Raw genomic sequence first — 22,635 nt, forward strand, 5'->3', positions numbered from 1 at the left:
TCGCGGAGGCTGGCTCCGGCCGCAGGAGATGTGATAATCCGCCTCGGTGCCGCGCTTGTCGCGGCATCAAGCCGGATTGCGAATGACCGCCCCTTCCAACGACATCGCGGAATTTGAACGCCTGTTGCAGGCGGCCACAGCCGAGAACGCGCAGCTTCGCAGCGAGCTCGCGATTGCGCGCGATCGTCAGAACGCCAGCGCCGGGATTCTGCGCACCATCGCGGCCTCTCCGTCCGATGCCCGGCCGGTCTTCGAGGCGATCGCGTCCAGCTCCCGGCGCTTGCTCGGCGGCTTCTCCGCCACCGTGCTTCAGTTCATCGAGGACGAGCTCCACCTCGTGGCGTTTACACCAACGAGCCCCGAGGCGGACGAAGGGCTCAAGGCGTCGTTCCCGCGCAAGATTGCCGACTTTCCGACCTTTGCGCTGGTGCGTGGCGGCGAGACGATCCAGTTTCCCGATAGCGAAGCCGCGGAGGTCCCGGAGCTGAATCGGAACCTTGCGCGGCTGCGCGGCTTCCGCAGCGTGCTGTTCATGCCCCTGATGAATCGGGGGACGCCAGTCGGCATGATCAGCGTCACGCGCGCCGAGCCCGGCGCGTTCGCAGCCGACCACGTCCAGCTGCTCCAGACCTTCGCCGATCAGGCAGTGATCGCGATCGAGAATGCGCGCCTGTTCAACGAGACACGCGAGACGCTGGAGCGTCAGACCGCCACCGCCGACATTCTGAAAGTGATGGCCGCCTCGCCGTCCGACGTACAGCCGGTGTTCGACGCCATCGCGGCCAATGCCAACCGGCTGATCGGCGGCTTCTCCACCGCGGTGCTGCGCTACATTGGGGGCGCGGCGCACCTTGCGGCGTTCACGCCGACCGATCCGGCCGGCGATCGCGTGCTGCAGGCCTCGTTCCCGGTGCCATTCGCGCTGTTCCCGCCCTACCGGCTCGTGGCCAATGGTGTGGCGGCGCAATTGCCCGACACCGAAGTCGAACCCGCAGCCCGCGACATCGCGCGCGCCCGGGGCTACCGCAGCATGCTGTTCGCGCCCTTGATGAGCGACGGCGCGGCGATCGGCGTCATCATCGCCACGCGGCGCGCGACCGGCGCGTTCGGCGAGCATCACGTGCGGCTGTTGCAGACCTTCGCTGACCAGGCGGTGATTGCGATCAAGAATGTCAGCCTGTTCAACACCACGAGGGAAGCGCTGGAACGGCAGACCGCGACCGCCGACATCCTCAAGGTGATCGCGGCCTCGCCCGCGGATGTGACGCCAGTGTTCCAGGCGATCTCCGACAGCGCCAAGTCCCTGGTCGGCGGACATTCCTCCACCGTCACGCGCGTCATCGACGACCTGCTGCACCTGGCCGCCTTCAGCACCGACAACGAAGCCGGCAATGAAGAGCTGCTCAATTCGTTCCCGGTGCCGCTGTCGGCATCCGGCATTCACAGCCGGGTGGCAAGAAGCGGAGAGTTCGCATTCCGCAGCGACATGCAGACCGAGCCCGACCTCACGGACGCCATGAGAGAGCTGGCGCGGACGCGAGGCTATCGCAGCATCCTCGTGATCCCGATGCTACGCGACGGCGTCGCGATCGGCACCATCGGCGTGACGCGGCCGGAGGCCGGTCCTTTCCCGGACAAGGCAATCGCCCTGCTCAAGACCTTTGCAGACCAGGCCGTGATCGCCATCGAGAACTCGCGCCTGTTCAACGAGGTGCAGGACCGCACCCGGGACCTCGCCAAATCCCTCGACGATTTGCGCGCTGCCCAGGACCGGCTGGTCCAGACCGAGAAGCTGGCTTCGCTCGGCCAGCTCACCGCCGGCATCGCGCACGAGATCAAGAACCCGCTCAACTTCGTCAACAATTTTGCATCGCTCTCCGCCGAGCTGACGGACGAGCTGAACGAGGCGCTCGCGCCTGTCCCGCTTGCGGACGACGTCCGCAGCGAGGTCGACGAGCTGACCGGACTGTTGAAGGACAATCTCGCGAAAATCGTGCAGCATGGCAGGCGCGCCGACTCCATCGTCAAGAACATGCTGCTGCATTCCCGCGAGGGCGGCGGCGAGCATCGGCTGAGCGACATCAACGCGCTGGTCGAGGAGAGCCTCAACCTCGCCTATCACGGCGCCCGCGCCGAGAAGCCGCAGTTCGACGTGACGCTGAAGCGCGAGCTTGATCCGGCTGCCGGGCAAGCGGAAGTGTTTCCGCAGGAGATCACCCGGGTGCTGCTGAACCTGATCTCGAATGGCTTCCACGCGGTCGCCAAGCGCAAGTCGGATGACGGCGCCGCCGATTACGAGCCGGTGGTGATCGCCGCGACACGCGACCGGGGCGACAGCATCGAGATCCGCATCCGCGACAATGGCACCGGCATTCCGCACGAGGTGAAGGAAAAGATGTTCGATCCGTTCTTCACCACCAAGCCGGCCGGCGAAGGCACCGGCCTCGGATTGTCGATGAGCCACGATATCGTGGTGAAGCAGCACGGCGGCACAATCGACGTCGCGACGGAGCCCGGCGCGTTCACCGAGTTCACGATTCGATTGCCGCGAAGCAGCAGCTTTCCGGACGGACGCCGCGGCTAGCGGTTCTTATTCCGCCATCTCGACGGGTTGCGTCGTGGACGGACCGGCCAGCGGCCGCTCCTCCATCATGATCAGGCAGAGCGCGGCGCCAGCCATCAGCGCGGTGGCGGCGCCGAAGACGTAGCGGAACGCATGCCGCATGTCGTCCGCGGGAATCGCATTGACGGCGCCGTGATGCTCGCCGGCGAGCGGAACGTCGGCACCGAGTGCGATGAGCAGGATGGCCGCGAACGCCGCAACCGTGAACGAGGACATAAGCGAGCGGAAGAAGTTCAACGCGCCCGTGATGGTGCCGACCTGCGGACGGGCGACCGAATTCTGCACCGAGACGACGCAGACCGGAAAGGTGGTGCCGAGGCCAAGCGCAAACGCAGCCATCAGCGTCAGCAGCGCCCAGAGCGGCAACGTCGTCAACGTGAGGCCGAGGCCGCACAGCGCTGCCCAGGACGTTCCTACGATGGCGACCCGCTTGTAGTGCTTAGCCCGCGCCATGGTGCGACCGGCGATGGCCGCGCCGCAGGTCGAGACCGCCGCGAGCGGAATCAGCGCGAGGCCCGCTTCGCTGGCGCTGAGGTGATAGACCGCCTCGTAATAGAGCGGCAGCTGCACCGTGAGGCCCGTGATCGCACCGAGCGCGCAACCGCCGGCCGTCAGCCCGAACGGCACAACCGATCCTCCGAGCAGCGGCAGCGGCAGGAACGGCTCTTCCGCCCGGCGCGCGTGCCACACGAAGGTGACCGCGAGCGCTACAGCGCCGCCCACCATCGCAAGCACGGTGGGCGAGAGCCACGGGAAGCGCGTGCCCCCCAGGTCAGCACCAGCATGAAGACGACGGCAGAGGCCATCAGCAGCACGCCGCCGAGCCAGTCGACCTTGCGCTTGCGGTGGAACACCGGAATCTTCTTCATCCTGGGCAGCAGCAACGCGATCGCCGCCGCCGCGAGCGGCACATTGATCCAGAAGATCATCGACCAGTGCAGATGCTCGGCGAACACGCCGCCGATGACCGGGCCGAGAATGCCGCCGACCATCCAGACGCTGGAGAAATAGGCTTGATACTGGCCGCGCTCGCGTGGGCTCACGACGTCGGAGATCACGGTCTGCACCACCGGCATGATGCCCCCGCCACCCAGTCCCTGGAGACCGCGTGCAAGAATCAGCATCGGCAGGTTCGGAGCGATCGCGCACAGCACCGAGCCCGCGACGAACAGGCTGAGCGAGATGATGATCATCACACGGCGCCCGTAGATGTCGCTGAGCGTGCCGAAAACCGGCGCGACCGCGGTCGACGCGAGCAGATAGGCGGTGATGACCCAGGAGAGATTGGAGACGTCGTGGAACTGGCGTCCGATGGTCGGCAGCGCGGTGGCAACGATGGTCTGGTCCAGTGCGGCCAGGAACATCGTCAACATCAGGCTGATGACGATGGTGCGGACCTCGTCCTGCGACAGCGGCGCCGGCGGCGCGAGCGAAGGAGCGTCATCGACGCTCAGGACCTCGCTCGGAAGGCGCGACAATTCCTCGGCGATGTCGTCGGGCAATGTCTGGGTGTCGGCAGAACTGCTCTGCCGCTCGAACTTGTTCATCTCGACCGGAAGCCATGAGGCGGCGCAACACCGCGAAGGATTCGTTCTATGCAGTCAATGTAGACAGCAAAGTTCTTCTCAGGCAGGCACCGCGGCGCATGGGAGCATCCCACCCCACGGCCATCGCGAGGACGTGATCTACCTGGTGCGGCGGATCAGTCCTTCGGACGTCGCTTCAGGCGCGCCCGTTTTGGCAGCTGCGCCGGCCACTGCACGATGTGGTTCTCGAGCTCATCGTCCGGAATCTCGACCTCGCTGCCTTCGACCCGTCCGCGTACGGAGACGCCCGCGTCATGCACGGTGTCGGGATCGCCTGACACCAGGGGATGCCACCAATAGAGGTCGCGGCCTTCCGCAACAAGCTTGTAGCCGCAGCTCGGCGGCAGCCAGTTCAGGGTGCGGACATTGGCCGGGGTCAGGCGGACGCAGTCCGGAACCTTGTCGGAACGATTCGCGTAGTCCTTGCAGCCGCAGGTCACCCCATCGAGCAGCTTGCAGCCGACATGCGTGAAATAGATGTCGCCGGTGCCATCTTCCTCGAGCTTGTTCAGGCAGCAGCGGCCGCAGCCGTCGCACAGGCTCTCCCATTCGGGCCCCGACATTTCTTCCAACGTCTTGGTTTTCCAGAAGAATCCTTCCTGGCCTGAAGGTCGTTTGGGAGCTGCGGTCATGCGCCTCAACAAAAGTTCGAAAGAGCTACGGCTGGTGCCATCTAGGGCGTGCGGCCATGCGGCTGCAAGCAACGCCCGCGTGAGGCCCGTAATGAACCGGGGTCAATTAGGCCTGTTGTTCAAAATCGCAAGCGTGACCATTGGTTTATAGGCCCTGCTCGGCTAGAAGGAACAGCAAGTCCCCACCGTCGCTGGCCGGGCGCCTTGGGTTTGCCGCAACACTCCCGCAAGACGTCTCGATGCCGCCCCCGGCCGGGTGCTTGAACGCTTTCGAACCAAGCCGCAAGGGTTCTAGGTGCGCCAGATCATACCACCGCATTGGAAGGCCCGGATCCGGAATTTCTTCCTGGACCTCGATGCGCGCATCGACTCCTCGCTGTTCTCCTCGGCCAAGGGCATCCGCGAGCTCTACGAGCGCTACTCGACCTTCATGGACCGCTTCTATGTCGGGCGTTGGAAGCGCTGGGTGTTCATCGAGCCGCTGTCGGAGGCCGCGACCCTCGGCCTCGGCGGCCTGGTGGTGATGCTGACCCTCGCCATTCCCGCCTTCCGCGAGACCGCGGACGAGGACTGGCTGAAGAAGTCTGACCTCGCGGTGACCTTCCTCGACCGCTACGGCAACCCGATCGGCAGCCGCGGCATCAAGCACAACGATTCGATCCCGTTGGAAGATTTTCCGGACGTTCTGATCAAGGCGACGCTCGCGACCGAGGACCGCCGCTTCTACGAGCATTTCGGCATCGACATCGCCGGCACCGCGCGCGCGCTCGTCACCAACGCCCAGGCCGGCGGCGTCCGCCAAGGCGGCTCTTCGATCACCCAGCAGCTCGCCAAGAACCTGTTCCTGAGCAACGAGCGCACCATCGAGCGCAAGGTCAACGAAGCCTTCCTCGCGGTCTGGCTGGAATGGCGCCTGACCAAGAACGAGATCCTCAAACTGTATCTCGACCGCGCCTATATGGGCGGCGGCACCTTCGGTGTCGACGGCGCCGCGCATTTCTACTTCAACAAGTCGGCACGTGACGTGACGCTCGCCGAAGCCGCGATGCTCGCCGGCCTGTTCAAGGCGCCAACCAAATACGCGCCCCACATCAACCTGCCCGCCGCCCGCGCCCGCGCCAATGTCGTTCTCGACAATCTCGTCGACGCCGGCTTCATGACCGAGGGCCAGGTGTTCGGCGCCCGCCGCAACCCCGCCTTCGCGGTCGACCGCCGCTACGAGGCGTCGCCGAATTATTATCTCGACTACGCCTTCGACGAGATGCGCAAGCTGGTCGACACCTTCCCGAAATCCTACACCGAGCGAGTCTTCGTGGTCCGGCTCGCGATCGACACCAACGTGCAGAAGGCGGCCGAAGACGCGGTCGAGAACCAGCTGCGCCAGTTCGGCCGCGACTATCACGCGACGCAGGCCGCGACCGTCGTCTCCGATCTCGACGGCGGCATCCGCGCCATGGTCGGCGGCCGCGACTACGGCGCCAGCCAATTCAACCGCGCCACCGACGCCTACCGCCAGCCGGGCTCGTCGTTCAAGCCTTACGTCTACACCACCGCGCTCCTCAACGGCTTCACGCCGAATTCGATCGTGGTCGACGGCCCGGTCTGCATCGGCAATTGGTGCCCGCAGAACTATGGTCATTCCTATTCCGGCGCGGTGACACTGACGCAGGCGATCACGCGCTCGATCAACGTTGTACCCGTCAAGCTGTCGATCGCGATCGGCCAGAAGGAGCAGCCGAAGGCGCCGAACCCGGCCAAGATCGGCCGCGCCAAGATCGTCGAGGTCGCGCGCCGCTTCGGCCTCAAGGCACCGCTGCCCGACACGCCGTCGCTGCCGATCGGCTCGGACGAAGTCACCGTGCTCGAGCACGCGGTGGCATATGCGACCTTCCCCAACCGCGGCAAGGCAGTGACGCCGCATTCCGTGCTGGAAGTGCGCACCGGCGCGGGCGATCCGGTCTGGCGCTGGGACCGCGACGGGCCGAAGCCGCGCCAGGCGATTCCCGCCTCCGTAGCCGCCGACATGGCTGGCATGATGAGCCACGTCGTCAGCGAAGGCACCGCGCGCCGCGCAGCGCTCGACGGCATTCCGACTGCGGGCAAGACCGGCACCACCAATGCCTATCGCGACGCCTGGTTCGTCGGCTACACCGGCAATTTCACCTGCGCGGTCTGGTACGGCAATGACGACTATTCGCCGACTAACCGCATGACCGGCGGCTCGCTGCCGGCGCAGACCTGGCACGACATCATGCTCGCGGCGCATCAGGGCGTCGAGGTCCGGGAGATCGCCGGTATCGGCATGGGCCAGAAGCTGCCGCCCGAGCGGATCACCAACGCACAGGCCAATGCGGCGCCGAAGGTGCTGGAGACCAAGCCCGGTCCGCCGCCCGTATTGACCAAGCGCGGCGCCGACGTTTTGGTGCGCGTCGAGAAGCTGCTGGATGACGCGGCCAGGACCGCGGCCAAAGCGGCCGCCACCGACCCCAAGCAAGCCAAACCGGCATCGTCCACGAGCGCGCTCGCCTTCCCGCAGAACTATGCGGAAGAGAATGCGAACGCATCCGCCCCGCGCAAGAACTGACCGAACAAGTGCGGCTGATCCTGATCACATTGACGGCCCTTCTGCTCGCAACCGTGGTGGGCGTCGGCGCGACCTGGATGACGACGACGCGCGGCACCGAGATCGGCGCGCTGACCATCGGCCCCCTGGACCGCGCGTCCGCGCACCGGCACCGCCGACGTCGATCCCTATTCGCGCGCCACCATCGTGCGCAACGGCGAGCTGCCTATCGGCACCGGCGACGGCGTCGCCTTCACCGCCACCGCCGACGACAAGAAGAAGGTGCTCGACGGCCGCTGCGACGTCGTGGTCTCCGGCGTGACACCGCCGGCACGGTTCTGGACGCTGACGCTTTATGACCGCAAGGGTCATCTCGTTCCCAATTCGCTGCAGCGCTACGGCTTCACCAGCCAGGAGATCGTGCGGCAGTCCGACGGCTCGTTCGAGATCCGCATCGCCTCGCGCTCGCGCGCCGGCAACTGGCTGCCGACCGGCGGCATCGAACGCTACGCGCTGATGCTGCGGCTCTACGACACCCCGGTCGGCGTTGCCACGCGCACCCAGCGCGACGCGCCGATGCCCACGATCACGACGGCGGGCTGCTCATGATCCGGCTGTTGTTCACCATCGTTGCCGGCGTGGTGCTGGGCCTCGTGGTCCATCTCGTCAGCGTGCTGGCGTTGCCGCGGATCGCGACCCAGGACGCCTATTCGCGGCTGACGCCGATGACCAAGCTCAACGCGGTCACGCAGCTTCCGCTCGCCGATCCGCAGACCTCGCCGATGCCGTTCATGGACCCGGCCTTTGCGCTCGCGATCTGCCGCTACGATCTGTCGAACGGGCCGATCAAGCTGACGGTCCCCGTCAGCCAAGCCTATACCTCGGTGTCGTTCTACACTCGCAACGAGATCGCCTACTACGCCATCAACGACCGCTCGGCGGGCAAGAAGGTGATCGAGCTCGACCTGATGACCGAGCCGCAGCACAACGAGCTGCCCGAAGACGAAGAGATCACCGCCGCCGACCGCCTGATCATCGATTCCCCCAGCACCACCGGCCTGATCGTGATGAAGGCGCTCGCCCCCGAGCCCGGCCTGATGCCGCAAGCGCAATCAACCCTCGCTGCCGCGAGCTGCGGACCGCAGACCGAGCCGCCGGCCAAGGCGGAAGCACCGCGCGGACGGCGCTGAGGCGCGGCTTCGGCGGCGCAAAAACAAAAAAATCGAAAAACAACCCCATGCACAGTAGCGGGGGTATTGAAATCATTAGCCATTTTGATTGCACCAACTAGGCGTTTGCCGAACCGATACATCCCTGCCCGTCGTGCTGTTCAGCTTTGACACGTCGGGCAAAACACTGGCAGAATGGCATCATCGAAAGTTCACCCGCGCGGAGCAATCCGCCGCGGGTTTTTTCATGCCGGAGCGCAGGTGCCATGATCGAGAAACACTATTGTCCCCCGTGCGGGCGGGACTAGCGACGCTGATGTCCCGAGCCCCGGTCTGTTACTTCAAGATCCTTGCTGATTCCAAATCCTCAATTCCGCTCGGTTTGGCGTCAACTGTTCCCGGTCACGGACGGCCGGTCACCAAGTGCTAAACGCGGAGATTGAGCAATGCCAAAGCATGACGAAACATCGAAGCAGCGGGAGAAGCGGGAACTCGACGAGGAATTGGACCGGCAATTGCAGCAAACCTTTCCGGCCAGCGATCCGCTGAAGATCACGCGGGGCTCAACCAAACCACAAGCAGCAAAGCCGGCTGCGCGCGACAGCGAACGACGGCGCCGCTAGTCTATCGATCATCCGGACAGAGCGGGAGCCGTGGTCTCGCGGAAAGAAGGGTTCGCCGGCCGAGCGATGAGCCGCGGTACGCGTCACGCCTTCGGGTCGGTGCCGATCAGCGAATTTGACATTGTGCGTTCAGAGCCGGCGGGAGGAACAACGAGAACGTCCACACTCAACGAACGCAGGACTTCTTCCGTTACGCTCCCGATCAAGGCCCGAACCAATCCAGATCGCCCGTGCGTCCCCATCACCAGCATGTCAGGCTGCCTCTCCGAAACAGCACGGGTGATGACCTGCATGGGCCCGCCCTCGCCGACCTGGAGAGACCATCGTTGCGTGCCGAGCTTGTTCGCCACCAGAAACTTCGTCAGCTCCTCCGTTGCCTTCAGACGCTCGCTATCGACATATCCGCTGATGACGGCCGCGCTCGCACCGGAGCGGACCAATCGCGCTTTCGTCATCGGCGAGAAGGCGTGAAGGATCGTTGTTGCGCCCTGTGTCAAGAGTCCGGTGGACAGCCCCACGCGGATTGCATCGGCGGATGTATCCGACATATCGACCGGCACCAGAGCGCGTTCATAGCGCCGCTGCGCCTCGTTGTTCACCATCAGAACCGGATACCTTCCTCCGCGAATTACACGCTCGATTGTGGTGCCTGTGAAGATGTCGCGCAGAAACTGCTTACGATGGGCTCCCATTACAACGAGATCCGCGTCGGCTGCTGCAGCCGCTCGCAATATCCCGTCAAAGGGATGGCCCTTGACCACGATCGGGTAGCACTGAACGTTTTGCAGCTCCGGCATGGATGCGATCTGCTCAACCAGCACCCGCTGTGCCTCACGCACTTCGATGCGGATCAGCTCGGCTGGCTGATCCTCGTCGACGACATGAACAAGGTGCAGAGTTGCATCAGGGGAGCGCGCCAGGAGGCCGGCCTGCCGCAAAGCGCGATTGGACCGCGTCGAGAAATCTGTCGCAGCGACGATATTCATGTCAGAATCCTTACAATTGCGAACGGCCGCCGGCCCGATGGCCTGCCAAGCTCGACCAGCGCGGCAATTCGGTTGCCTTGCGGAGGGCCTATCACGCTGTTGCCTGCCAGCTTCGTTCGTCCGGTTTGGCCTGGACCGACGATCTGGAGCCGAGAAGCAACCAAGCATCGCGCCCCGCGAACATGCGGCGCACGATATCTTTCTCGCTCATAAGCAACTGTTGTACGCGGTGACGGAGGTGAACCTCCCAACGTCACCTTTTAGGATCGTGAGGAATTGGCGCTCGGCGGCGAGCGAATGCCTCGCGGAAGCCATCGGGATCTGAAATCCAGATGAACATGACCCATGAGGTCAGGACGAGCAGCGCGAAGAACACCGACATGAGAAACTCCCGGCTTGGTTGCAGAAATGTTGAGGTACCATCCCGGACGATCTGAATCGTCCGGGTTACCGGCGGATCTGCAGCTGGGTCCTATAAATCCGGCGTCGTAGCGTTGTAGTCATCACTGCCTCTGTTTGCGGTGCGGCTCGCTTGCGAGCGGCATGTGCATTGCTCGCTCTGCCGGGCACCGAGCTTCCAGCCCTCGCGAACGCGGCATGGACTGAGTTCGGGGCTGATTGCCTCCGATCAGGCGGCCAACATGCAAAGACTTCGGCGAACTCGCCTACTACTCAGCGTCATGCATCATGTACTTAGAGGTGGGCATGCGATGCAGGAAATCAAATGCGACATTTAGCCTGGATTGGCCGACTGGCCGATCAAGGAACCTGCCGCAAAAAATCGCGCGTCTCGCGCTAATTGCCCTCTGGTCCGCGAACTTGCGCACTCTTTTCGGCGGTATCGCGAAATCGCGCTGCGCCCACCAATACGGTCAGCGCAATAGGCGTGGTTACCACGCCAAGCCCGATGATCAGGATTTCGTGCAGCACGGGCCTGCTCTGAAGTACCGAAAAGCAAACGATTGAAGCAGCTGCAATGAATACGGTGCCCAGCGTTGTCCCGAGCGTCGGCGCGTGGACCCGCTCGTAGAATGTGCCGAACCGCAAAAGGCCCAGCGAACCGACCAGTGTGGCGGCGGCGCCGACAAGAAGGAGAAATGCCGTGAGAGCCGCAGCCCAGGGCGGCAGGTGTTCGATGCCGTTCATTCCATCACCTCGCCGCGCAGCAGAAACTTCGCTAGCGCAACCGTACCAACAAAACCGAAGAGGGCCATGGCCAGAGCCGCCTCGAAATAGAGCGTTTCGCCGGATCGAATCCCGAACGTCAGAAGCAACAACATCGCGTTCACGGACAGCGTGTCGAAACCCAGAACGCGATCCTGTGCTCGCGGCCCCCGAAAGATGCGAGCCGCGCCACAGCCGATAGCCAACACCAGAAGTACCTGTGCGGCGACAAGCGCGTAGATCAGCAAGAGCTGGCTCATTCGAATATCTCCAGCAGATGGCGTTCGTAGCGCTGCTTGATCGTGCGGATCCACTCGGCTTCATCGACCAGGTCGAGAACATGGATCATCAACAAGCCCTTCTGTGCATCGAAATTCACCCACAGCGTTCCGGGCGTCGAGGTGATGATGCAAGCCAACATGGCCAGTCCGTAGGGATTGCGCATGTCGAGCGGAATGTTCACGAACCCGGATTTTCGCTGCCGGCGCCCAAAGCCGAGAATGATCCGGCCAACCGCCAAGTTGGAGCGGATGATATCAATCGCTACCAATCCCAACAGGCGAAGAAGGACGCCGGGTCGCCTGACGTGTGTGCTTGGCAGCTCCAGCACGGTGAGGATCTGCCCGCCGACGAGCGCGATCACACAACCGAGGAGGACATGTCCGACCGTGACTGCTTGATTGAGCAGCAGCCACAATGCGAGAAGACAGAAGCTCACCCGCGGAAAGGGCAGGAATCGCGTCATTCGCCACCCGCCTTTCGGCTGCCTTGGACCCTGATCTCCAGGACGTCGCTGACGTAGCCCGCCGGCGCGTGCAGCGATTGCGCCGTTGCCTGCATGAAACGCATCACCGGACCGGCGAGCACTGTCTGGGTGGCGCAAATGATCAACAGGAACATGATGGGCGCCATTTCGATCAGGCGCACACGCGGCACGGTGCGAACTGAGGCCCAGAAGGAGCGGATACCTGCTCGGGTCAGCGCGACCAACGCCGCAAAACTGGATATGAGGAGCGCCAACAGGAGCGCCCATCCACTGCCGGGAACGGCACCACCCGGATGCATGTCTGAAGGTTGAAGCGCCGCCGTAAGCAGCGCGAATTTGGCTATGAACCCCGACAGCGGCGGAAGCCCGGCGATGACCAGTGCGCATCCGATAAAGGCGACGCCGAGCAATCCCATCGTGCCCACAATGGCCATGCCGACTTCCTCTTCGGTATCGTCCGCACCGTCGTCTTCTCCGTAAGCTTCTCGCGTGACGGCGATCACGTCAGCTCCCGGTTCGCGGCCGCGCTCGATGAGTTCGGCCAGAAGGAAGAACGCGCTGATGCCGAGAGTCGAGCTGACCAGGTAAAACAGTGCTCCGCCGGCGACACTGACTTGCCCGGTCCCGGTGGCTGCCAGCACGGTTCCGGAGGATACGAGCACCGAAAAGCCGCCGAGACGGGCGGTGTCCTGGGATGCCAATGTGCCGATTGCTCCGAAGGCGATCGTCGCCACCCCGCCCCACAACAGCCAGTCACTGCCGAAGCCCGCTGACGCGCCGCTGCCCTCACCGAAAAGCAACAGCGATAGACGCAGGATGATATATACGCCGACCTTGGTCATGATCGCAAAGATCGACGCCACCGGTGGACTCGCAGATGCGTAGGCCGTCGGCAGCCAGAAACACAGAGGCCACATGCCGGCCTTGAGCAGGAAGGCCACGGCCAGCATGCCGGCGCCTGCTTCGAGCAAACCGCGGCTCTCCGCAGCGATTGCAGGTATCCGCGCCGAGAGGTCCGCCATATTGAGCGTCCCGGTGACGCCATAGATCAGGCTGACCCCGATCAGGAACAATAGAGACGCGACCAGATTCACGACGATGTAGTGCAACCCGGCCTTCACCCGTGCAAGACCGGAACCATGCAGCAGAAGTCCGTACGAAGCGGCCAGCAACAACTCGAAGAAGACAAACAGGTTGAAGAGATCGCCGGTCAGGAAGGCACCATTGAGGCCCATCAACAGAAATTGAAAGAGCGGATGAAAATGCGCGCCTGTCCGGTGCCAACGGGCAAGAGAGAACACAACCGACGCCAACGCCAGGATGCTGGTCAGGAGCAGCATGAGCGCGGAGAGCCGATCGAGAACGAGGACAATTCCGAACGGAGCAGGCCAATCGCCCAGGCGATAGACTTCCCTGATTCCGGGGTGACCCGAATCAGACATTCCGAGCAAGATCACCGCGACGCAAACGAGTGCAACCGTTGCGGCGACATTGACCGCAGCCACGATGTTGCGGTGCCGCTCTCCATTCAAGAGCAGCATGCCTGCGCCGGCAAGCAGGGGCAGGACGATAGGCGCAACGACGAGATTTGCGATTCCGCTCACGCCTCGGGCTCCTGACCATCGACGTGATCGGTGCGAGCCAGGCCGCGCGACGCGAGGAGAACGACAAGGAACAACGCCGTCGTCGCAAAACTGATGACGATTGCAGTCAGTACGAGCGCCTGTGGTAGCGGGTCAGCATGTTTCGTTGCATCCCCGATCTCCTTTGCGATCAGCACCGGCGCTCCCGTCCGCACCCGTCCCATGGCCACGATGAAGAGATTGACGGCGTAAGAGAGCAACGAAAGCCCGATGATGACTTGAAACGTGCGCGGCCTGAGGATCAGCCACACTCCGGACGCCGTAAGCGCACCTATGCCGATGGCCAGGCTAAGCTCCATTACACCAACTCCTCTTTCGCTCGCTCATCGTGCGCGCGTTGCCCCGCCTGGAGCGGCACGCCATAGCGACGCAGCGATTGATGCGCGATTGCGATGAGCATCAATACCGTGGCGCCGACGACGAGCGAGAACACACCGATATCGAAGAGAAGAGCGCTGGCCGTGGGGACGCGACCGAGCAGAGGCAGTTCGGCATATGCAAAGTACGAGGTCAGGAAGGGGTGTCCGAAAACGCAGGCGGCAGCTCCCGCACACCCTGCCAGCAAGAGGCCGAAACCCATCCAACGCACCGGCATGACGTGAAGACGAGCTTCCACCCACACCGTGCCGCGAGCCATATACTGCAGGATGAATGCTGTTGCCATGGCGATGCCGGCGATGAAGCCGCCGCCCGGAAGGTCGTGCCCGCGCAAGAGAAGGAAAATGGCCACGACGCCGATCACGGGAAACAGCAGCCCCATCATCAATGCCGCGGTAGCAAGCGTGTCTTTGGCAGTGTCGCCCTTCTGTCGATCGGGATGAGCCTCGTCGTGGGCATCCTGGGCATGCTGCTGTTCGGGAACGGGAATGCTTTCGGGGGCCGGACGGAAACGGCGCAAAAGCGCAAAGACGGTCAGTGCGACGACCGCAAGCACGGTGATCTCGCCGAGCGTATCGAACCCGTGAAAATCCACCAGGATGACGTTCACCACGTTGGTTCCGCCCCCCCTTCGTGTAGGCGTTTTCCACGAAGTATCGCGAAATGCTGTGGTTGTCCGGGAGCTGCATGGCCGCCAGCGCAAGCGTGCCCAAACCGAGCCCGGCGAGGAGCGCGATGGAGAAATCGCGAACGCGGTGCCACCGAATGCTGTCGGGCGCCTCTGCCGGGCCTGGTCGCGCGATGCGTTTCGGCAGCCACCGCAAGCCGAGCAACAGGAGAACCGTCGTAACCGTCTCAACGACGATCTGCGTCAGCGCGACATCGGGAGCGGATAACCAGACGAAGCTGACGCAGGTGACGAGACCCGCGGTCCCGAGCAGTATCAGCGCCACCACCCGATGAAATTTGGCCTGGACCGCGGCCGCCACCGCGCAGCCAACGCCCACCACCCAGAGTAGTCCAAAGACGAGGTCGAATTCCCTCCTTGACGGTCCCGTCAGCGAGAGGCCGCGGGCGTAGAGGGGCAGCAGGGCAGCGACGAACGCCACGCCAGCCAACAGTCTCAATTGTGGTTGGAGACGCCTCGTGCCGAGATTGGTGGCGAGCCATCGCGCAAACCGCCAGGACAATGTCACCAACACCCAGTCAAAGATCCGCTTGCCATTGATGCGACCGAGCAAGGGCGGTCCCTCATGCGCGAGCAGGTAGGAGCGCAGCATGACGTAGACGCCCAACCCACCGGCCATCGCTACGATGCTCATCAGAAGTTCAGGCGTAATTCCGTGCCAGAGACGAAGGCTGTACTCCGGCATCGCGGAGCCGAGAACCGCCCGGGCAGCCGTATCGAGGATCGGCGCCACTGTGAGAGCCGGCGCGACACCGACGATGAGGCATGCCAGCACGAGCAGTTCGGCCGGAAGTCGCATCAACAGGGGCGGCTCATGTGGAACGCGTGGCAAGCCGGTTGGAGCCGGGCCGAAGAACACGTCGCGAATGAAGCGCAGCGAATAGGCAACCGTGAACGTGCTGGCGAGAGTGACGATGTACGGCAGCGCCTGATCGACGAGGGAATTGTCATGGACCTCGATCGTCTCGGCAAAAAACATTTCCTTCGACAGAAAACCATTCAGCAACGGCACTCCCGCCATTGCCGCGGCAGCCACCATGGCCAGCGTCGCCGTAATCGGCATGAAGGCCCATAGCCCGCTAAGGCGGCGGATGTCGCGCGTGCCGGTTTCGTGATCGATGATGCCGGCCGCCATGAACAGCGATGCCTTGAAGGTCGCGTGGTTCATGATATGGAAAATCGCCGCGATCTGTCCGAATGGGGTATCGAGTCCGGTCAAAAGCGTGATCAATCCGAGATGGCTGATCGTCGAGTAGGCCAATAGCCCCTTCAGATCCTGCTGGAACACGGCGAGAAAGGCGCCCAGAAAAAACGTGATCAGGCCGATCGAGCCCACCAGCCACAGCCATTCATTCGTTCCACCCATTGCCGGCCAGAGCCGCACTAGAAGGAACACTCCGGCCTTCACCATTGTTGCCGAATGGAGATAAGCTGAAACGGGAGTTGGAGCGGCCATCGCGTGCGGCAGCCAGAAATGAAACGGGAACTGGGCGCTTTTTGTGAGAGCGCCGAGAAGGATCAGAACGAGTGCGGGGACATAAAGCGCGTGCGAACGGATCGCGTTTCCGGAAGCCAGCACCTGCTCCAGGTCATAGCTGCCGACGATGTGCCCGATGAGCAGCACGCCGGCGAAGAGGCAAAGCCCACCCGTCGACGTGATCACCAGCGCCATCCGCGCGCCGTCTCTCGCCGCCGCGTTGTGGTGCCAGTAACTGATCAGCAGGAATGAAAAGAGACTGGTCAGCTCCCAGAAAAAACCAGTTGGAGCAGGTTGCCGGAGAGCACGATTCCCAGCATTGCTCCCATGAAGGCGAGCAGCAGGGAGAAGAACCGCGGAACGGGATCACTGGGTGACATGTAGTACCGGGCATACAGCACCACCAGAAAACCGATGCCGGTGATCAGCATGGCGAAGGCCCATGCGAACCCGTCAAGCCTCAGCACAAATGCGAGTCCAAGTTCAGCGACCCAGCCCGTTCGCCACCCGACAACGCCGCCATTCGTCACGTTCGGATAAGCCGCACCGATGAGGCAAAAAGCTGTAAGTGCGACCGCTCCAGCGAGCCATGCCTCAGCGTTGCGTGCATTGACCCGCAAGAGCGCCGCAATAAAGCTTCCTGCGAAAGGAAGGACGAGAACGGCAAGCAGGAACATTTGCGTTCATTGCCCCAGGCTGCGAGGTGGAGAGATGCTTTCGCTGATCCTCAATTGCTTAGCCGAGGCGGATCGATATCTCCACTGCTAGATTTTAGCGCCATTGTGATGGTTTGGCCGGAAACCGCCATTCCGGCGGACACTGGCTCCGCGATTGAGCGGTTCAGATCCAGTGTGGAAGGGTGCCGGTCGCGGCGGCAACGACGGCGGCGAGAGCGCCCAGCAACGCACAGAATCCGCAGAGCGCGATCCCCCGCCAGCCACTCATCTCGACCGGCTCGGTGTCCTCAGCTGGGCTGACCTCGAAGCGGTATCGCATGTCATGGCGCCCGTTCAGTGTTCCATCGCCAGGTGCAAGCGATCGATGCCGACTATAATAATGGTTCTGTAGAACTACGGCTCACATTCACGTCAAACCGCCGCCCGGGGCCTACCGGTGCGACAAGAGCGTTCGCCTGCAGCAACGTCAGCCTGTCCATCCCACGCGATGTAATCTTCGACGCACGTTCTTGCGCAGCTGGGTAGACCCGCGTGATTGTTCGATGTCTCACTTCAATGACGCTCCTTGTCTCCTCTCGATATTTCGCGTGTACAGGTGCTGTGCGGTTTCGTCGCAATGTTTCCAGGGAAATGAACCACTATAGTCAGAGCAACATGGCTTATGACATCGACATTGATGCGCGCACCGCGCGTTTTGCTCTTCACGCCGGCCGCCTCCAAGCAGGCGGTTAGCCGGACGGTGTTCGCGCCGTCCGGGCTCTTTTCCAGCTTTCGTGACCTCCACTCGAGAGGTCGTCTTGAAGCAGAAGGAGTGCGCCGTGCTGCCTCTTCCGAAAATCGCACTGACCTCATCAGACTATCCGCGGCTCGAACAGCTCGCCCGCCTCGCCGTCCAAAAAGGAGATTTGGACGGGATATTCCTCATGGGCGAAATCAACCGCGCCGATATCGTCGCGGACGAAACGGACAACGTCCGTCCTTTCGTGACGATCGGATCATGGGTCACCCATTGCACGAATTGGGGCGTTCCGCGTCGCACCGTGCAACTGGTCTGGCCCGAGGAGTGCTGGTCGGATCCCGCCTGCATTTCGGTGTTGACCCCGCTGGGTACAGCTTTGATCGGACTGCGGGTCGGCGATCAGATGCCGTACTTCGTCGCCGGATGTCTGAATGTCGTCAGGGTCCAAAGCCTGACCCCATCGGATTCAAAGGTCGTCCCATTCTTCCGGAGAGGGCCGACGCGGTCAGGCAACCCGTTCGATGACGACCCCGGACCAACTGCAGCATAGGAGCGACCAATGCGCAATTTCGAAGCTGAGAGCCGGCGAGAACAGTCGGCGTTGCCGCCGATCAAGATTACTGAGGACGAATCACGGCGCCTCAGTTCCTTGGCCAATTCGAGCATGGATCTGTTTCCGCGAGTGGCCCATTTTCTGGCTCGAGAGATGGAACGTGCCACGGTGACGGACGAGAACAACTTGCGAGGCGTGATCAGGATGGGATCGAAAGTGACCTATCGCGATGACGAGACGGGTGCGAGCCGAGAGATCGTGCTGGTCTATCCGCATGAGGCAAACATCGAGCTCAGTCGGATTTCGGTCCTGACGCCTGTTGGAGCGGCTTTGATCGGCCTATCGCCGGGGCAGCGGATCGACTTCGAGACGCCCCACAAGCGCACCAGGGGCCTGACCGTTCTCGCTGTGTCCGAATAAGGCACGTACGTTAAGTCAGACCGAGCATCGCCGTCTTGCGATGTGGGCGCGTAGTCCCGGGGGCGTCGCGCCCGGATCTGGCCCTTTCGTATGAATTCGACAGCGCACACGCCTTGGTTTCGTAGCGCTGTGGATCACCGCGCCTCTCACTATTGCAGGACTGGTCGCCCAACGACTCTGCGCGGCTTCGATCCATCATAGCGAGTTTGCAACGCGGTGTGTCCCCGGAGGACCGGGGCTCAGGGGGTCATGAAGTCCTTCACGAGGACGTCTCAAGTCGCGGCCGTGCGGTTGATCTACACACTCGCTCTTTGGAAAAGACAGGAACATTCCTGCGATTGCCAAGTTTTCCCGATGCCCTTCCCCAAGGGCGACCCCGAGTGGCCCCAGCTCCATGCCCCCCAATAGCCCCGCGAGCTGGGGCCCGTTTTTTTCTCGAAATTTGGGCTGATAACCGGGAACCAAGAACCACCTCTTTAGTTGGGCATCATTCGGAACCGCGCTCCAATAACGTGGTGCCGACACACGAAGGACCTCAGCTGGCCCAGCCCCGAGCTGAAGCCCTTCTTGTGTCGTGCGCGCATTTTTAAGCCGAATTCGGAACGAATATTCGACCCTTGAATCATTCCACGTCAGCTAAGTGTCGGATGTCCAACCGTGTCGCGCTTAAATCAGTTCGCCCGTGAGGCCGCAGCGGCATTGCTGCGCATGGCAAAAACAACAAAAAATCCCACGGTCGCTGCTGGCTTGGTCCAGCGTGCGGCAGACCTGAAAGACCGCACTGGCGAGCTTCCTGCCATTGATGTCGAGGCCATGGCCGAAGAGCCGCCCAAGCCCTTGACGAAGAACTAAGGCTGCCTCGGTCGGAGAAGGCTTCGTCCACTCCCCTCAGGACTGAGCGGGCGGAGTTCCGGTATTCAGAAGTTGAGCTACGGCGGTCACGATTTGCGCAGGTGCAAATGGCTTGGTCAGCAAGATGCTGTTGGGCACGCCGTGGGCGGGCCATTGATCGGCCGCCGCGCCTGTCATGTAAATCACAGAGATGTCCGGATTTAGCTCCTGGCGCGATGGCCGACTTGCCAGCCATCGAGCTTTCCGAACAAATTTATATCGGTAACGAGTGCGCGATACTTGGTTTGGTTGCCCTGCAGAAGACTAACTGCATCCTCCCCGCTGACGGCGACTTCGGCTTCAAAGCCGCCATCTGACAATGCGTCGGCCACCATGTCGCGGATAAGCTGTTCGTCTTCGACGACGAGGATAGTAACTCCCGTCCCTTGCATGCTGGCCCCCTGCGCACCCCGCTGTGCGATCGGGAAGGAACTCGCGATAAAGAGTTATGTTCCATTTTGAACACAGGGAGCAAGGGTCCCCCGCCCAACGGATGTCAGCTCGACTTCGGGAGTGCAGCTTCTTGCGCAACTTCCCGATCAATTCGCGAAAGCCCGCGACATACTCTTGGAGGATGCGTCACCGGGCCTCGTCGCCCTCGCTGACCAGCCGCACGGCCGCAGGCGGCCCTGATCCAGATCGATCTTTTAACTCTCTCAGGGCTGCGGCGGGTCTTCTGGCGGGCTTGGTGGCGGCAGTCCGTATTCCAAGGCGCGCTTTGCCGCCAGCTTTCTGTAAGCCGCGGCCTGGTTCAACAGCTGAGTTTTGAAGGTCGAATCCTGCTCGCCCGCCGCCAATTTCTCCAGACCGACGGCACGCTCCAGGTATTCGTTCAACAGTTTCATCGCCGCCCCCGGCTTTTTTCGGACCCTTAAAAATCTCACGGCGCGAAAAAAGGTCAAGCGGGGAAGTCCGGCTACCGATCCACTCCCTCAGGATGAGCGCAGTATGGATCCTGGTGCCCGTTGAGGCACCAGGCAGTCAGGGAAGGGATAACGGCTAAGGCCCAGAGAACGGACGGTGCTACGGTGGCCGCCGCCGGCCAGCGGTCAGGATAGTACCGCTGGTCAGACCCTGGTCATTCAAACTGATCCAGAATCTCTCGCACCTTCAGCGCCAGTTTTGCTTGCGAGATTGGCTTCTCCAGCAGGTTGACACCTTCATCAAGCCTTCCCTGATGGACCACGGCATTACGCGAATAGCCCGTCATGTACAGGATCTTCAGTCCCGGTCTAATTTGATGCGCGCGCCTGCCGAGCTCGCGACCATTGATCCCCGGCATGACCACGTCAGTGAGAAGAAGGTCCACCTTCAGATCGTCTTGCAGGAGAATGGTCAGAGCGGCCTGAGCGCTGCGGGCCGAGAGGACGCGATAGTTGAGATCCCGCAGGACGTCAGAAATATAGACGCGCAGATCCTCATCGTCCTCGACGACGAGAACGGTCTCGGATAGCTCACCCTCGGCAATTTCCTCAGGTGCGATTTCTTCGGGCCGTGTGCTTCCGGAGAAGCGCGGAAAGTACATCTTGATGGTGGTGCCCTGCCCCACCTCGCTGTAGATTTTTGCGTGGCCTCCGGATTGCTTGACGAAGCCGTAGACCTGGCTCAGGCCAAGGCCGGTGCCGTGGCCCGGCTCCTTTGTCGTAAAGAAGGGCTCAAAAGCGTGACTGAGAACGTCCCGCGACATTCCGCCTCCGGTGTCAGTCACGCAAATGGCGACGTACTGACCGGGCGCCAGTTCAGGATTGAGCCGGCAGTAATCATCGTCGGCGGAGATGTTGGCTGCTTCCAAAGTCAGCTTTCCGCCGTCGGGCATGGCGTCACGAGCGTTGATTGCCAGGTTGACGATGGCTGACTCCAGATGATTGGCGTCGGCTTCGATTTCCCAAAGACCCGCACTTCCGACGGTCTGGACTTCGATGCGCTCTCCGAGCGTGCGCTGAAGGAATTCCTGCAGGCCATTGACGTAGTTGTTTACGTTGATTGGCTTGGGATCGAGCGCTTGTCGGCGCGAAAATGCCAACAAGCGACTGGTTAACGCCGCGGCTCTCTGTGCGCCGCGCTTCGCGTTTGCGAGCGCCCGGTTCAGATTGGCTCCGGGCGCCTTGGCGTGCCGCTCAGCTGTTTCGAGATTGCCAAGGACGATCATGAGCAGATTGTTGAAGTCGTGCGCGATGCCACCGCTGAGTTGCCCCACCGCTTCCAGCTTTTGGGATGCGGCGAGTTGCTCCTGAACGTGCTTGAGCTCGTCCTCGGCGCGCTTCCGGTCCGTAACGTCGCGCGTGACTTTGGCGAACCCGACAATGTTTCCGGCCTCGTCCGTGATGCGATCGATGATGACGGACGCCCAGAAGCGGGAGCCGTCTTTTCGCAGGCGCCAGCCTTCCGCCTCGAAGCGACCATGCTCCGCCGCCTCTGAAAGCGCACGCTTGGGCACACCGAGTTCGATGTCTTCGGGCGTGTAAAAAGCGCTAAAATGCTGACCGATGATCTCCGGCGGCGCGTAGCCCTTGATCCGCTCTGCTCCGGGATTCCAGGTTGTCACGTTGCCGAGTGGGTCGAGCTGAAAGATCGCGTAATCGACCACCGCCTCGATTAGCTGGCGATAGCGCCGCTCACTATTGAGAAGCTCTTCATGGGCTTCCTGACGTTCGGTAACATCTCGCGTGACCTTGGCGAAGCCGATCACTTCACCGGCTTGATTGCGGACGGCATCGATGATGACCGATGCCCAGAAACGGCTTCCGTCCTTGCGGACTCTCCATCCTTCGGCACTGAAGCGGCCTTCTCGTGCTGCGACGCTCAAGGCGCGCTCTGGAAGCCCATTGGCGCGATCATCTGGCGTGTAGAAGGATGCGAACGACTTGCCGATGATTTCGTCAGGCGAGTAGCCCTTCAACCGCTGGGCACCGGAGTTCCAGCTGCGGACTGTGCCGTCGAGGTCGATCATGTAGATCGCGTAATCAACGATTGCGTCGATGAGCAGTTGAAGACGCGCAGTATCGTCGATCCCGTCAAGTTTTGACTGATGGGCTTGCAAATGGTCGACTCCGGTGT

Annotated in this window: 18 protein-coding genes and 4 pseudogenes; 8 read left to right on the top strand and 14 right to left on the bottom strand. The window is 62.3% G+C overall.

Going from position 1 to position 22,635, the window contains the following annotated elements; translation table 11 throughout:
* The first annotated feature begins 82 nt into the window (after nucleotides 1-82).
* Nucleotides 83-2,584, top strand: a complete 2,502-nt coding sequence (locus tag AB3L03_RS06100) for a GAF domain-containing protein (RefSeq protein ID WP_368508350.1) — start codon at nucleotides 83-85, stop codon at nucleotides 2,582-2,584.
* Nucleotides 2,585-2,590: 6 nt separating this feature from the next.
* On the opposite strand, the pseudogene AB3L03_RS06105 reads toward AB3L03_RS06100, so the two are convergent.
* Nucleotides 2,591-4,170 (bottom strand): annotated as a pseudogene (locus AB3L03_RS06105) (MDR family MFS transporter).
* 155 nt (nucleotides 4,171-4,325) lie between these two features.
* Nucleotides 4,326-4,841 carry a YcgN family cysteine cluster protein gene (locus tag AB3L03_RS06110; RefSeq protein WP_026233606.1) on the bottom strand — a complete coding sequence of 172 codons (516 nt, stop codon included), beginning with the start codon at nucleotides 4,839-4,841 and terminating at the stop codon, nucleotides 4,326-4,328.
* A gap of 295 nt (nucleotides 4,842-5,136) precedes the next feature.
* On the opposite strand from AB3L03_RS06110, the gene AB3L03_RS06115 reads away from it, so the two are divergent.
* The 4 genes and pseudogenes from AB3L03_RS06115 to AB3L03_RS06130 all read left to right on the top strand — a co-directional run bounded on the left by AB3L03_RS06115 (nucleotide 5,137) and on the right by AB3L03_RS06130 (nucleotide 9,196).
* A complete protein-coding gene (locus AB3L03_RS06115; protein ID WP_085352296.1) occupies nucleotides 5,137-7,425 on the top strand; it encodes a transglycosylase domain-containing protein in 2,289 nt (762 codons plus the stop codon).
* A gap of 8 nt (nucleotides 7,426-7,433) precedes the next feature.
* Nucleotides 7,434-8,013: pseudogene (locus AB3L03_RS06120) on the top strand (DUF1214 domain-containing protein).
* Nucleotides 8,010-8,594 (top strand): DUF1254 domain-containing protein, encoded by a 585-nt coding sequence (locus AB3L03_RS06125; protein WP_018458536.1) that lies wholly within the window; start codon nucleotides 8,010-8,012, stop codon nucleotides 8,592-8,594. Before AB3L03_RS06120 ends, AB3L03_RS06125 begins: the two are co-directional and overlap by 4 nt.
* Nucleotides 8,595-9,019: 425 nt before the next feature.
* On the top strand, nucleotides 9,020-9,196 hold the full coding sequence (locus AB3L03_RS06130; protein WP_018458535.1) for a hypothetical protein: 177 nt from the start codon (nucleotides 9,020-9,022) through the stop codon (nucleotides 9,194-9,196).
* Between the two features lie 83 nt (nucleotides 9,197-9,279).
* On the opposite strand, the gene AB3L03_RS06135 is transcribed toward AB3L03_RS06130, so the two are convergent.
* From AB3L03_RS06135 to AB3L03_RS06175, 9 genes and pseudogenes are all read right to left on the bottom strand, one after another.
* Complete coding sequence (locus AB3L03_RS06135) at nucleotides 9,280-10,182, bottom strand: universal stress protein (RefSeq protein ID WP_368508351.1); 903 nt, start codon at nucleotides 10,180-10,182, stop codon at nucleotides 9,280-9,282.
* A 253-nt stretch (nucleotides 10,183-10,435) separates the two neighbouring features.
* Nucleotides 10,436-10,564 carry a hypothetical protein gene (locus AB3L03_RS06140; RefSeq protein WP_018458533.1) on the bottom strand — a complete coding sequence of 43 codons (129 nt, stop codon included), beginning with the start codon at nucleotides 10,562-10,564 and terminating at the stop codon, nucleotides 10,436-10,438.
* Nucleotides 10,565-10,977: 413 nt separating this feature from the next.
* Nucleotides 10,978-11,328 (bottom strand): monovalent cation/H(+) antiporter subunit G, encoded by a 351-nt coding sequence (mnhG, locus tag AB3L03_RS06145; protein WP_018458532.1) that lies wholly within the window; start codon nucleotides 11,326-11,328, stop codon nucleotides 10,978-10,980.
* Entirely contained in the window at nucleotides 11,325-11,606 is a 282-nt protein-coding gene (locus AB3L03_RS06150) for a K+/H+ antiporter subunit F (protein ID WP_018458531.1), read from the bottom strand. Before AB3L03_RS06150 ends, mnhG begins: the two co-directional genes overlap by 4 nt.
* Nucleotides 11,603-12,091, bottom strand: a complete 489-nt coding sequence (locus AB3L03_RS06155) for a Na+/H+ antiporter subunit E (RefSeq protein ID WP_247394515.1) — start codon at nucleotides 12,089-12,091, stop codon at nucleotides 11,603-11,605. Before AB3L03_RS06155 ends, AB3L03_RS06150 begins: the two co-directional genes overlap by 4 nt.
* A complete protein-coding gene (locus AB3L03_RS06160; protein ID WP_368508352.1) occupies nucleotides 12,088-13,716 on the bottom strand; it encodes a monovalent cation/H+ antiporter subunit D in 1,629 nt (542 codons plus the stop codon). Before AB3L03_RS06160 ends, AB3L03_RS06155 begins: the two co-directional genes overlap by 4 nt.
* Complete coding sequence (locus tag AB3L03_RS06165) at nucleotides 13,713-14,054, bottom strand: Na+/H+ antiporter subunit C (RefSeq protein WP_018458528.1); 342 nt, start codon at nucleotides 14,052-14,054, stop codon at nucleotides 13,713-13,715. Before AB3L03_RS06165 ends, AB3L03_RS06160 begins: the two co-directional genes overlap by 4 nt.
* Nucleotides 14,054-16,975: pseudogene (locus AB3L03_RS06170) on the bottom strand (monovalent cation/H+ antiporter subunit A). Before AB3L03_RS06170 ends, AB3L03_RS06165 begins: the two are co-directional and overlap by 1 nt.
* 163 nt (nucleotides 16,976-17,138) lie before the next feature.
* On the bottom strand, nucleotides 17,139-17,294 hold the full coding sequence (locus AB3L03_RS06175; RefSeq protein WP_018458526.1) for a hypothetical protein: 156 nt from the start codon (nucleotides 17,292-17,294) through the stop codon (nucleotides 17,139-17,141).
* Nucleotides 17,295-17,772: 478 nt separating this feature from the next.
* Between AB3L03_RS06175 and AB3L03_RS06180 the strand changes: the two genes are divergently transcribed.
* The 3 genes from AB3L03_RS06180 to AB3L03_RS06190 all read left to right on the top strand — a co-directional run bounded on the left by AB3L03_RS06180 (nucleotide 17,773) and on the right by AB3L03_RS06190 (nucleotide 19,539).
* Nucleotides 17,773-18,264, top strand: a complete 492-nt coding sequence (locus AB3L03_RS06180) for a GreA/GreB family elongation factor (RefSeq protein WP_018458525.1) — start codon at nucleotides 17,773-17,775, stop codon at nucleotides 18,262-18,264.
* 9 nt (nucleotides 18,265-18,273) lie between these two features.
* Entirely contained in the window at nucleotides 18,274-18,687 is a 414-nt protein-coding gene (rnk, locus tag AB3L03_RS06185) for a nucleoside diphosphate kinase regulator (RefSeq protein ID WP_039800433.1), read from the top strand.
* 657 nt (nucleotides 18,688-19,344) lie between these two features.
* Nucleotides 19,345-19,539, top strand: a complete 195-nt coding sequence (locus AB3L03_RS06190) for a hypothetical protein (protein WP_026233604.1) — start codon at nucleotides 19,345-19,347, stop codon at nucleotides 19,537-19,539.
* Nucleotides 19,540-19,575: 36 nt separating this feature from the next.
* Here the strand turns inward: AB3L03_RS06190 and AB3L03_RS06195 are convergent.
* The 3 genes and pseudogenes from AB3L03_RS06195 to AB3L03_RS06205 form a co-directional block, all read right to left on the bottom strand.
* Nucleotides 19,576-19,970 (bottom strand): annotated as a pseudogene (locus AB3L03_RS06195) (response regulator).
* Between the two features lie 264 nt (nucleotides 19,971-20,234).
* Nucleotides 20,235-20,423 (bottom strand): hypothetical protein, encoded by a 189-nt coding sequence (locus tag AB3L03_RS06200; protein ID WP_018458521.1) that lies wholly within the window; start codon nucleotides 20,421-20,423, stop codon nucleotides 20,235-20,237.
* A 233-nt stretch (nucleotides 20,424-20,656) separates the two neighbouring features.
* A complete protein-coding gene (locus tag AB3L03_RS06205; RefSeq protein ID WP_368508353.1) occupies nucleotides 20,657-22,618 on the bottom strand; it encodes a PAS domain S-box protein in 1,962 nt (653 codons plus the stop codon).
* Nucleotides 22,619-22,635 lie beyond the last annotated feature (17 nt).

Source organism: Bradyrhizobium lupini, from assembly GCF_040939785.1.
Lineage (GTDB): Bacteria > Pseudomonadota > Alphaproteobacteria > Rhizobiales > Xanthobacteraceae > Bradyrhizobium > Bradyrhizobium canariense_D.

Coding starts and splice junctions, on each gene's coding strand:
- AB3L03_RS06175 (WP_018458526.1), bottom strand. CDS start 17,294: ATGCGATACCGCTTCGAGGTCAGCCCAGCTGAGGACACCGAGCCGGTC.
- AB3L03_RS06150 (WP_018458531.1), bottom strand. CDS start 11,606: ATGAGCCAGCTCTTGCTGATCTACGCGCTTGTCGCCGCACAGGTACTT.
- AB3L03_RS06130 (WP_018458535.1), top strand. CDS start 9,020: ATGCCAAAGCATGACGAAACATCGAAGCAGCGGGAGAAGCGGGAACTC.
- AB3L03_RS06110 (WP_026233606.1), bottom strand. CDS start 4,841: ATGACCGCAGCTCCCAAACGACCTTCAGGCCAGGAAGGATTCTTCTGG.
- rnk (WP_039800433.1), top strand. CDS start 18,274: ATGCGCAATTTCGAAGCTGAGAGCCGGCGAGAACAGTCGGCGTTGCCG.
- AB3L03_RS06155 (WP_247394515.1), bottom strand. CDS start 12,091: ATGACGCGATTCCTGCCCTTTCCGCGGGTGAGCTTCTGTCTTCTCGCA.
- AB3L03_RS06100 (WP_368508350.1), top strand. CDS start 83: ATGACCGCCCCTTCCAACGACATCGCGGAATTTGAACGCCTGTTGCAG.
- AB3L03_RS06200 (WP_018458521.1), bottom strand. CDS start 20,423: ATGAAACTGTTGAACGAATACCTGGAGCGTGCCGTCGGTCTGGAGAAA.
- AB3L03_RS06135 (WP_368508351.1), bottom strand. CDS start 10,182: ATGAATATCGTCGCTGCGACAGATTTCTCGACGCGGTCCAATCGCGCT.
- AB3L03_RS06165 (WP_018458528.1), bottom strand. CDS start 14,054: ATGGAGCTTAGCCTGGCCATCGGCATAGGTGCGCTTACGGCGTCCGGA.
- mnhG (WP_018458532.1), bottom strand. CDS start 11,328: ATGAACGGCATCGAACACCTGCCGCCCTGGGCTGCGGCTCTCACGGCA.
- AB3L03_RS06140 (WP_018458533.1), bottom strand. CDS start 10,564: ATGTCGGTGTTCTTCGCGCTGCTCGTCCTGACCTCATGGGTCATGTTC.
- AB3L03_RS06125 (WP_018458536.1), top strand. CDS start 8,010: ATGATCCGGCTGTTGTTCACCATCGTTGCCGGCGTGGTGCTGGGCCTC.